8 protein-coding genes are annotated in these 12,157 nt (G+C 34.4%); all 8 read right to left on the bottom strand.

Annotated elements, in window-relative coordinates; genetic code table 11:
* Positions 1-72: 72 nt before the first annotated feature.
* Positions 73-888 (bottom strand): acetolactate decarboxylase, encoded by an 816-nt coding sequence (gene budA, locus ABD963_RS11825; RefSeq protein ID WP_345277188.1) that lies wholly within the window; start codon positions 886-888, stop codon positions 73-75.
* A gap of 9 nt (positions 889-897) precedes the next feature.
* Positions 898-2,970 carry a beta-N-acetylhexosaminidase family protein gene (locus tag ABD963_RS11820; RefSeq protein WP_345277187.1) on the bottom strand — a complete coding sequence of 691 codons (2,073 nt, stop codon included), beginning with the start codon at positions 2,968-2,970 and terminating at the stop codon, positions 898-900.
* 324 nt (positions 2,971-3,294) lie between these two features.
* Positions 3,295-4,611, bottom strand: a complete 1,317-nt coding sequence (locus tag ABD963_RS11815; RefSeq protein WP_345277186.1) for a Gfo/Idh/MocA family protein — start codon at positions 4,609-4,611, stop codon at positions 3,295-3,297.
* Between the two features lie 453 nt (positions 4,612-5,064).
* Positions 5,065-7,752, bottom strand: coding sequence for a DUF4955 domain-containing protein (locus ABD963_RS11810; protein WP_345277185.1), 2,688 nt, complete (start codon positions 7,750-7,752; stop codon positions 5,065-5,067).
* An 8-nt stretch (positions 7,753-7,760) separates the two neighbouring features.
* On the bottom strand, positions 7,761-8,471 hold the full coding sequence (locus ABD963_RS11805; protein WP_345277184.1) for a fibronectin type III domain-containing protein: 711 nt from the start codon (positions 8,469-8,471) through the stop codon (positions 7,761-7,763).
* 1 nt (position 8,472) lies between these two features.
* On the bottom strand, positions 8,473-10,662 hold the full coding sequence (locus ABD963_RS11800) for a T9SS type A sorting domain-containing protein (protein WP_345277183.1): 2,190 nt from the start codon (positions 10,660-10,662) through the stop codon (positions 8,473-8,475).
* Between the two features lie 115 nt (positions 10,663-10,777).
* On the bottom strand, positions 10,778-11,092 hold the full coding sequence (rhaM, locus tag ABD963_RS11795; RefSeq protein ID WP_345277182.1) for an L-rhamnose mutarotase: 315 nt from the start codon (positions 11,090-11,092) through the stop codon (positions 10,778-10,780).
* A 95-nt stretch (positions 11,093-11,187) separates the two neighbouring features.
* Positions 11,188-12,018, bottom strand: a complete 831-nt coding sequence (locus ABD963_RS11790) for a T9SS type A sorting domain-containing protein (RefSeq protein WP_345277181.1) — start codon at positions 12,016-12,018, stop codon at positions 11,188-11,190.
* Positions 12,019-12,157: the final 139 nt, after the last annotated feature.

The following is a 12,157-nucleotide window of genomic DNA, read 5'->3' as shown; positions in this document are numbered from 1 at the left end:
AATTTTCTAGGTTTTCCTTTTAAATTATTGGAAAATCTTAACTTAAAACATACTGATTTTGTTCAGCTCATTTTATTTTTTCTTATACTGAAATTCTTTATCGAAACCTACGTTATCGTAAGCTTCGGTTTGAGGTAAAACGAATTGATACTCGTGCATTTTATCGTATTCTACAGTTAAATTTTCAGCCTCAAACTCCATAACATGACCTGCAAAAGTTTCATCCTCTGATACAAAATGGAAATGAAAACCAGCAACATTAATGTTACCAATAAATTCTGGACAATAAAAACCTACCATAGTCCCTGAAAAATTTTCACGTTCAAAAATAGGTCTGTTTGGAATTAGCACATCCAAACCCTCTTGAAAAGGAGGGGTTTGCTTGTTTAAACCACCACATTTCATGTATTTAAAATGGCCTTTTATCTTAAAGCCATAAAAGAAATTCTTTGAGGGTAATTGTTCATTTATTCTCGCCCTCAAAGTATCATAGTTTTCTGCCTTCTGAATTTTAAAACTTCCATCGACATCAAAAAAAGCAGCATTAGCATACACTACTTTTAGAGAATCGTTAGGCTCCAATACTTCGCCATCTTCCTTCGCTTGATACAATTTCCCGTCTAGCATTATTAATTCCCCATCCAATAAATTGTAGGAACCAAGCGCCATATCACCTTTTGTTTTAAGTTCGCCTGCCGTAATATCGCCTTCAAAAACCTTATTTACAAATGCCCACCATATGGAATAGTGGTAAAATACATCCGAATGATTTTGAGTTATATTTATGTCTTCTTTGTTTTCGGATTTAGTATTTTTTTCTTTATTTACGCATGCTGATGCTGACACTATTAGCATAAGCACAAATGTGTTAATAATTATGTTTTTCATAATTTTAAATTAGTTTTTTGCAATTTCAATATCTTGTTTTACCCATTCGGTGATTTGTTTCCAATCCACTATCCCCACACGATTTGTCCAAAGAGGATTATGATTTTGGAGCATGGCTTGATTAACGTATCGGTTCCAAAACCCCAAAGCCCTTTCCAACGCTTTTACTGCCAATTCTTGATGTTCCTTGTTCTTGGAATCCCTAAACCATGCTAAGTAGGTAGCACCTTCAATTTTATGGGCATAATACTTCCCTAAAAATGAGACCGTTTTAATATCGTTTAAGGTGAATTTTAGTTCCTTGTTATTAATATCGTGAATATCTTCCAAATCTTTTAAGGCACTTTCTGAAATTTTTTGAAGATTTTCCGCTACTTCAAGTGGTGTTTTTAAAGTAGTTGTATTTCCTTCAGAAACCATTTTTACATAGTCTGGAATAGATTGGTTTCCTGATTTAGGGTGCACACCTAAATTTATAAAACGATTAACGTCATGAAAACCCGTTAGATTTTGTGCAAATTCAGGACGACTTTTACAACCTTCAATATACCATTGAAAATCAAGACTACCCCAATGAAATCCTGTAGTTATTGGGAATACCATAGAAGCATTTTGCCATGCAGAAAATAATTTATGAGCATCTGCATCAGGAAACCGACTTCGCAAGATATCTTCAAAGCGTTCATTTGATATATAAGGATCGAAACTTAATCTTCCCCATAATAACCATTGATACCAATGTTTTTCTACTTCAATTTGTTTGGGCGTTTCCGGGTTTTTTGTTAGAAAATCGCGACCCCAAATCCACTGGTCAGAACCAAAATAAATGCCTTTAGCCACATCATAAGGTAGGTTTTTTATAAATTCTCTAGTAAAATCTGGTGCACCCCATCTAAAATAAAACGTGTCGTCGTTTCTTAAACCCCAGATGGTTTTCATGCCTTGAATATCTTCTATAAAATTATCATTTTCATGATATGGTTGTTCTGTAGCACTGTATACATGAGCCTTGGCATATTTAAAACAATAAAGAAATTCAACATTTGGCGCATCAACTACTTCTTTAAATTTTTCAGCAATTTTTTTGGCACCAGTTTGGTGTTGCCTGTGTATAAAAGTAAAATGCCTATCGGGCATTTCTTTGGCTGCATCTAAAATGCCTTTAGCATAAGTTTCATAAGCCCAATTTTCCTTTTCTTCGGCCTTAGCACCGTGCATATTTTCGCCTGTGGTAACTCCTATTCCCTTTAAATCTGGGTATGTTACAAATAATTGTTTGATACTTTTTCTGAAATAGTCTTTCGTAATTTCGTTATCAATCTTATCTGTTATACCATACTTACCTTGGGTTCCATAATCAAAAATATTCCAAGTAATGATATGGAAATCGATATTTCTACTTTTACCATAAGCCATGACGCTTTTCCAGAATTCAATTTTTTCTTCAATGTTAATATTTTTTAAAACTTCAACATTTTCAATTATTTCAGGAGCATCGAAACCAATAGCCATGAGATTGTAATGTTCGTTCCAATTTGTTGTAGAACGTTGCACATCATCTAATGCCACATCTTCATAACCTGGCACTTTCACTAAAGATGGAAAAGGGTGCAAACTCCATAAGGAAATATAATTGTATCGATACCGCGCCATGGTATCAATATAATTTTTCCAAAAATTCAAATCCCACATATGCGGCAAATTGTGTTGTGCTGCATCGGACACATCTGAATAACTTGGCGTACGTACATCTAATGGGATATTAAATTTGGGCCCACGCATTTCTAAATATGGATTTTGAACCACCGACTTGACATTATCAAGTCCGTAAAGTTTTATTTGTTCAGCTAGTTCTAAGGTACCATACATTAACCCAGCTTCGTCATAGCCAATAACTTGTATTCTATTATTGGTAGTATCTATTTTAAAACCTTCAGGTTTTAATGTATCCAATTCTTTTATAGATAAAACAATTTCTGCCTTATCTGCAAATTCCGGATCCAAGAGTCTATAGAGCGAACCCAGAGCTAATTCAACATCCTGCAGTGCAAATGTTACTTGATGTGCCTTTGATAATGTCACAACATTTACAATGCTTTCCTTTTTTTTACAGGAAAAAAACAGCAGACATTGCAATAGGCAGAGTAAAACAGTAGTTTTGTAAATGTTTTTTCTCAATTTATTTGTTTTAGAATTATGACCTCCTAAATCTATTAAATTGAGAAAAATATTCATCCTGCTCTATACTGGAATTAAAATATTAATCTCAGTTTATATTATATAAAAAAATAAGATGAAATTCTTTTAAAGTATCATGTATATGGGATATTAAAAGAAATTATTAGATACCATAATATAAAAACCAGATAATCTAATTCTTTTGGTTTTTATATTTTTTTAGGAATATTAATTAAATTTTCTTGGCTTACGTTTTCGCATTTTATTAGCTAACCGATTGTTTTTGAACTTTTCTTTTTCAGGATTCCAAGATAAGGTTTCGTTTAACTCATAAGCAATGTTTGCTATATTACAGATACTTGCTGATCTGTGTCCAATTTCTACATCGCAAATGGGTTGCTTTCTTGATTTAATTGCAGATATCCAATCTTGATAATGATTTCCTTTATCTTTAAACAGCATTTCTAAATTCAAATTCATTGGGTCCATAATATTTGAAGGTGTCGTTTCGAGATATTTTCGACTTACATCCATGGATCCATATTCGCCTATAAAACGAACGCCCCAACCACGATTAAAATCTTCATGCACCATTTCAACACCATTTTCATAAAACATTTTTAATCCTCTAACTGCATTAGGGTCTTCAGGTGGTATGTAAGTGATAGGCCCTGTTCTATCCATATCTAAACACCATTGAACAATATCAAACATATGCGCACCCCAGTCAGAAAGAATACCCCCAGCAGTCTCTTTATAGTCGCGCCACTGTGGATATGATTTTACAATTTCAGGAGCTATAAGACCATTATATCCAATTAAAGGTGCGGGCCCACACCATAAATTCCAATCAATTCCTTTCGGTAACGTTTCAGTAGGAAGATCATAAGGTTTGGCAGGGTCGCCAACATTAACAATCACTTTTTTTATTTTTCCTAAACGCCCACTCCTTACAATATCTTTAGCTTTTATGAAATTTCCCCAAGAGCGTTGCATACTTCCAACTTGTAAGACACTTTTATTTTTTTCAACTGCTTTTACCATTTGCCTTCCTTCGTGTATGGTATTGGTTAATGGTTTTTCGCAATACACATCTTTTCCTGAATTCATGGCATCTATAGATTGTATGGCATGCCAATGATCTGGTGTTGCAATTACTACTGCATCAATATCTTTTCTTGCTATTAAATCTTGATAATCGGTATAGGTTTTTACGCCTCTATAGTTATTTATATTTCTTTTTTCGGCATAAAAATTTTCAACGGTGTCTTTAAACCAATCTTGTTTAGAACTCCAAACTTCAGCTCCGGCTACAATTTGAACCTCTGTATTTGAAATGAAAAAATTTGCTAAAATCCCACCTTGCTTACCTAAACCAATAAACCCTAAATTTATCTTATCACTTGGGGCTATAAACCCTTGACCTAATACATGTCGAGGTACAATGCTAATACCACCAACCAAAAGCGCTGTATTTTTGATGAAGACCCTCCTTGAAACTTTTAAATTCGTCACAGGCTTTGATTTATTTGTATTTGACATCATTTCAAATTTAATAATTAAATTAATAACCAAGGCCAAAAACTCCCTCTTCTAGTGGAATTCAATTAATAGAGTATGCAATCACTGTTCCATAGCGACTATCAACTTTTAGCCTTATTAAAGCTAATTAACCCCTATAATCTTGATTTAGGTTGAAAAAATTAATATTCTCAAACACTTCCCCCTGTAGGTTATTGAATTTGAATTTTCAATTAATGAAGTCAAATATTAAAAAACAAAATATTGTAAACACACTATATTGTTTGAGATTATAATTTATTAAAGATATAGTAAGCCCTATTTAACGGGCTGAACTACCACTTGATAATTACCTTCACTATTGCAAGATATGACCAAACTAGTTAAAGTGATAAAATAAAAAACTTCTTTTCTTATCTCTTTAATTTATAATCTTAGAACTTATGCTTAAGCTTATTACCAAGATATTAAAAAGAATTATTTCACGGTATATTTTATTAATTTTATAAATACGGGATTTTCTAGATTTAATCTAGCAAAATAAATCCCATTAGGCTTATCCTCAATATTTAATACCAGTTTTTCAGAATTAAGTGGATACCTTTTTGAGACCATTAACTGAGAGTGAATATTATAAACCTCCACATCCACCAGCTTCAAATCATTGGGCACAAAAATTTCGAAAATACCCGCTGATGGGTTTGGATAGGCCTTTATGGCATCTAAAAGGCTTATGGTTTTAGATATTTTACCTTGGCAAGCATCCTTACTCGTTACCTCAATGTTGTCTCCATGGGCAACCTCTAAATTGAAATTAGATTGATAGGTCTCCAACACTTGCTTACCGTTTTTGTAAACCTTATACGGTGCCAATCCCTTTTCTACTGAAACTTGAGCCGATTTCTTAACCAATTCTATCTTGCCTGTTAAACTTACTCCACCTTCTATCGTTATTTGGTAACACTGCTCAAAATCTTCTCCATCTACAGTAATACATAAATCATAGGTACCTGGTGATAGATTTTCAATGGTACTGGTATCTGTAAAATTATACGTTTCTCCATTTAAAGTAGCTATATAGTTAAGGGTTGCATTGGCAGTTATAACTACCTTACCATTTTGCTTGTCTATACAGGTTTCGCCAACGGTTTCAATATTGAAGCTATTCACAGGTAGTTCTAGCGGTCCAGGTATGATTTTGAAAGAAGAAATAGAAGCCGAAGTAGATTCTTGGCCGGCTAACATATTGACAATATTTAAACGGAGTTTACGAGCTGTAATCAGATCAAAATTAACTGTCTTTTCAGTACCGATTTCAGAAGCAGCAATAAGTTCTGTCCACTGACTACCATCCCAATAATCCAATGTCCAGTCCTTAATTCTTGTTGAGGCTTCTTTTACAGTGATTCCTTTAACCGTTTTATTGATACCTAAATCTAACAAAAGCCATTCTCCAGTTCCTGCATTTTCAGACTCCCAATACGTGGCGTCATCATTATCATTTGCCAATTTAGCCTCTGCATTGATTTTGGATGAGGATGCCGACATATAACCGCCATATAAACGTAACTGCAACTGCGCATCAAATAAAGAACTAGGGTAAACCTGTTCTCCTCTAAGTTCATCCAAACCTACATTAATAAACGTGATGGTTTCTCCTGGTCCATCTTGAAAGCCCACAAAAAGGGGATAAGCATACGTGTGTGTCTTTCTGTTTATATAATCCCAAAAATCAAATATTTTATTTGAATAGTTGGAATCGTGTTTAAAATTCCAAAATGTTAGGTAGGGCCCACTATTTGGGTAAGCATTTTCGGCACCACCATTACCTCTTACCGTTCCTCCAGAAACATTATCTAACAGGTTTCCGTAAGGATGATACCCATGGCAATCAATAGATTGGTGCTTAGCCATGGTGCAATTAATAAACACACTACTTGTTGTACTCCAACGCATACCAGGTCCATGCACCATACCTTTTACAGAATCTAAACTAAGCCCTTGATCACAACTATCCTCACAATTCTCAAACAACACACCATAGCTATATCTTGAATAATAACCGGTGTGCCCCTTTTTTCCATATATTTTGATATCCTTTAAGGTTATAGCGATACTTTTTTCAATTTCTATTACTTCATTCCAGTCTCTAAATTGGCAGTCTCTAATCCAACCATTTTTAACATTTTCAAATTGAACAGCTCTCCAAGCATAGTCTACAATATCATTGGCATGATGCTTCATATCTTCTGGGTAGCTTTTCCATCCGCTTGTAAATAAGATACCTTCTACTCCTACCTCTTCAATAGTATTATGTGTTCTAAGCACAGTACTATTATGAATGGGCATATTTAGTTGCACAGGGTTTTTAAAGGTTACTTTATTTCCATTTATAGCGCTGATAATATGTTTTTCGTAAGGACGAATACCATTGTTAATAATAGGAGTCCATAAAGGATTATAAGATAGCCCAGGCATATTAGCTGCTAGGTTGTCTGGGTTTCTTTGATATAAATCTACAGATTGACCAACGGTTAAACCACTGGTACTGGAAACTTGCACTTCAAAATCACCTCTTTTTATTTCAGAAGTAACATTTGTAATATCGTTCGATGTAACATCGCTTGGTTCAAATTGGAAACGATAAGGAAACTGCTGGTCTCCAAATTTATCTGAATATATTTCTGTACCGCCAGCGCCCGTACCTGCTCCTTGTAGGACTATGTAGCTTTTTGAAATAACTATGGGTATGTTCTTGGTGGCTTCACTAGACACCACATATCTACCAGCAGGAAAATAAACCACAGTTGGCACGCCACTAGCTTCCGCAGCATTTATGGTGGCTTGGATAGCCGCATCATCATAACCAATATCATCTGGAATGGCACCATAATCGGTTACGTTTATGGTATTCCAAGCAGAAACATCCGGTAATTCTTTTTCTGAAAAATGGTAGCCTGTATAGGAGAAATCATTTAATGTAGCTTCCGACAAATTGCCTGTTAACTTTTTAGAAGCAAAATCTACCCAGGAAGGTGCTTCTATATTTTGGGCATACATGGCAGACCCTATTAAAAAAACTAAAGAATAAATTATTTGTTTAAAAAAAGTAATCTTGAAAAACAAGGACACACACCTCCTATTAATTTCCAAAATTCTAAACATCAACTTTATTATTTCGTAGTAAAACTCCAAACTTGCCCAATAGTAACACCTCCGTTACCATCTTTTACAATAACTTTGAAATAATAAGTAGATGCTGCGGTTAAACCTGTCGCTTCAAAACTGGTTCCTGATTGGCCTTCCGATACTTTTGTGGTTGGGCTGCTATTGGTATCTAAATACACATCATAGCTTAACGTATCATTATCCACATCGCTAGCTGTCCAACTGAGTGTGGTACTAGAACCATCAATTTCAGAATTCAATGCTGGCGATACTAATTCTGGTGCAAATGGCAAATGATTAGAAACCCCATTTCCTTCCGTCAAAAATTGTAACGCAGAGGAATATGCACTTTCTGCTCCCTTACTGTCTCGAGCTTTTAAACGCCAATAATAGGATTTCCCTTTTTCTAAAATAATAACTCTAGAAGTTGAGGAGCTACTAAGGTCATGAGACAGGGTTGAAAAATTACTACTCTCTGATACTTCTACTTTATAAGTTATGGGATTACCTTCAGTATCTGCGGAAGCGTTCCATTGAAAAACCACATTATTATCAATGCATAGCGTATTACTTAATGGATAAATCTGCACAGGTACAGTGGGTGCTGTGTTCACAGGCTCTGGATCAGGACCTGAACCTGGATCACCATCTCCCCCGCCGCTACAGGACAAAAAAACACTTAAGAGAATAACTAAATATAAATATGTCTTTTTCATTTTACTTCTTTATTAATTTTATAAAAACCGGTTTTTCTGAATTTAATTTAACAAAATAGATACCCTTAGGCTTATCTGCTATGTCTATTCGAACTTTTCCGTCGTTAACCTTATTGGTATTTATGGTAATTAATTGTGAATGGATATTATAAACCTCAAAATCTATGGTCTCTATTCCAGTAGGAATGTATAACTCAAATATACCATCTGATGGGTTTGGATAAGCTTTTATATCTTCAAGTAAATTGATGGTTTTTGACATAAGACCTTGGCAAGCTTCTTTGCTCTTTACCATGATTTCATCTCCATGATTTATAGCTACTGAAAAATTTGTTTGGTAAGTTTGAAATAATTCTGTTCCATTTTTTATTACACTATAAGGTGCTGTACCAGAATTAACAGAAATACTTGCTGTTTTTTTAGATACTTGTATTTTCCCAGTTAAATTTACACCACTTTCTATGGTTACCTCATAACAATGACTGAAGTTCTTTCCAACTACCTCAATACAAAATTCATATGTACCTGGGGTTAGGTCTTCTATAATTGTATCTTCATTGAAATTATATTCTACCCCATTAATTGTAGTAGTGTAATCATGCGACGCCTCTCCATTTATTATAAGCTTTCCATTATTTTTATTTGCACAGGTTTCGCCCACAGCTTGGATGGTAAAATTATTTGATGCCGTTGGGTCTTTGGTCACAATATCCAAATCTATAGTTTGTAAATACAAAGGCCGTGCATTACCTGAAGCATTTTCCATTAAGTAGTAATACAACTTGCCATTCGCAATATAAACCTGCCCATGACTAAACGTTCTACCCCCTGTTGCTTGATACACTCTTGTAAAGTTATTGGTACCACCTTCTGCCTTTTCAACGAAAACGCGCCCACCAGTTAATCCAATTATAAAAACATCGTTCCCAGCTGTATAAATTTCTTCTGCCCCAGAAAATGCTTCCGTTGTAATAAAATCGGTTGCACCAGCCGGTTTATAGGTGTGTAAATATTTGGTAACGTTAAACTGGTTATCTCTTACTCTACTAATAATATGAACATCACCTTTATCAGTAACGGTCCAATCAAAACCACTAACGATACTTATGGAATTTGTATTTGTTCCTTGCACATAATCTCCTGGTTCCATAACTTTAATAAAATCGGCATCATAAAGGGGTAATGAAAAACTTTGACCTTGATGATTTTTCCAACCACCATTACCATCCTGATTATCAGAATAAGCATAATAAACCCCATTTTGATATTGATATTTATCCGAATTATTTGATGATCTGCGCTGAAAACCAATTCTTATTTTTCCATTTACATATTTAAAGTTTCCGTATAAACCCCAATTATAGGTTATCCCTGGCTGGTTTTTTGCATTTAAGGTATTGAAATTTATAAAATTAGACCACGTACCAGTATCAGCATTATATTTGCAATACTTATAAGCACCGTTGTTGTTGCCACCCTCTCGCATATTCATGAAAAGTTCCCCAGCATCATTCAAGAAAAATTTCGGATAAGTAAGACCAACAAATTCAGATTGTGGCGCGCTACCGGGCATTCTTAAATGTTTGTAATCTCCATTTCCACTTTGGACAAATTTATCTAGAGTAAAATCGGCATCTGGCAGTGCCGCTGCATTTGCTATGGAGTAAGAATATCTAAAATAATCGTTTGATAAACTACCATTTGAAGGCCTTGATGCACTATAAGCATGCATATCATACAATAAATGAATTGTACCATCTAACGGACTAATCCCTACAGCAATGGTATTGTGAGATTCTCCAATCCACCATTGGTTTTGGTAACCCGTATGCCTGTGTGGAAACTCGATGGTTGCCATGGTTCCAGTAGTAGTATTTAAACGGGTAAGCATGACGTTACGAACACCTTTTCCACCTTTGTACCAAGTCATGAATACATACTGATTATAAGAGGTTATACAATCTCCATGAGCTGAAATTTGGTTTCCAAAATAATAATCGTAAGGTGAATTTTCCGTCGTATTGGTTGTTCCAGACGTTTTTTGTGTTCCATCAAAATGCAAACCAAAATCGGTAATTTTAACTTCACTCTCAAAAACAACTTGAGACATGGCAGTCCAGCCAAACAGAAATAAAACGACTATTAAAAGAACTAACTTTAAAGATGCATCCTTTATGTAAATGATATTCATTATTTTTTTTTTAGCAATTAATTTTTGTAAAAGTGAAATTAATCAAAACTTCCCCTCTAGGTATCCTGTACTATACTGTGTCATAATAACAACTTACTATTCTTCCATTATAATGTTATTCCAAATAAAAAACTTCTTCAAGTGGTATTGAAACTGGTGAATTATCTGGGTTTACTTCCATAATATCTGCCATAAAATCCCACCACTTTTTTACAATAGGATTATGTGCTAAATCTTGTGAGCCACCTGCTCCCGTTACTTTCTGAAAGGCAAATAAGGTACTGGTTTCTTCATCTAAAAAAATAGAATACTCGCTTACACCATGATCCTTTAGCAATTTTTTTAATTCGGGCCACAATTGGTTATGTCTGGCTTTATAGGCTTCTTTTTGTCCCTTATTTAATTTCATTTTAAATGCGAGTCTTTGCATAATAAAGTGTTTTTTAATTAAAAAAATCATTCTATCTAAAGTAAAAGATAGAATGATTTTTTTAAAATTTAAATTCAAGATAAGATTAGTATCTTTTATTCTTTTACAATCTTTTTAGTAAATGAACCTCTTTCGCCTTTCATTTCAACAAGATACAAACCACTTGTTAAACGACTAACATCAACAGTAAGAGATGAATTGCCCTCTACTTCTTTGGTTAATACTTTTTGACCAAGTAATGAATATACTGAAACTTCCTTAACATTCGGTGTAAGACCTTTAATACTCAATTCATTTTTAACAGGGTTAGACACAAAAATGGAACTTGTATCAAACGCCTCTGTACTTAATGTTATGGTACCAGGCTCTAATTTCCATTGCTGTCTCAAATCACTTGGATCAATAATACTTGGTCCTTGATACCAAAAACCATTAGCATCAAAAAATGCCTGATCCATTTCAGTTAAATATGAATCAGCTGTTTTTGATTGAATTAAAATTACATCAGAACCTAATTCCCATACGTTCTGCACTTTATCACTTTGACCAGAGGAGGCATCCCAAGCCACTGTAGTAGAAAATACTTGAAAACTAGCCCCTGCACCAGCGATTCTCATAATACCTCTTGACTCATCAGGCCCTCCCATATCTATAGTGTAATAAGTAAAACCAGGAACCGCAGTAGTATTTGTCATAAACCTATGAACTTGGTTTACATCGGCTGCATTAAAAGCGACCGGGGCGTACTTACCAATAACATCATCGTAACCTAAGTAATTGCCCGTTGCCATGTTTCTAATACGATATGTTTGGCCGTCACGAACTGTGTTTGCCTGCTGAACAGCCCCTTGCGCAAAAGAGAAATTTTGAACTATAAATACTAAAACCAGTAGTAAAATAGCCCCTTTTAAAGTAGTTTTTTTCATAATTATTTAGTTTTAATTAATTAATGTCATAAAATTAAGTTAGGAAATTAAAAACATTATCCTGTACTATCATGGTTTCAAGTGAATTTTAAAAATTAAATAAAAACATCTGCAATTAATATCCTTTTTACAGGACAGC

The sequence above is a fragment of the Litoribaculum gwangyangense genome, assembly GCF_039543505.1.
Classification (GTDB): domain Bacteria; phylum Bacteroidota; class Bacteroidia; order Flavobacteriales; family Flavobacteriaceae; genus Litoribaculum; species Litoribaculum gwangyangense.
Note: the sequence above shows the minus strand (reverse complement) of the source record. Positions and strands in the feature narration are given on the sequence as shown.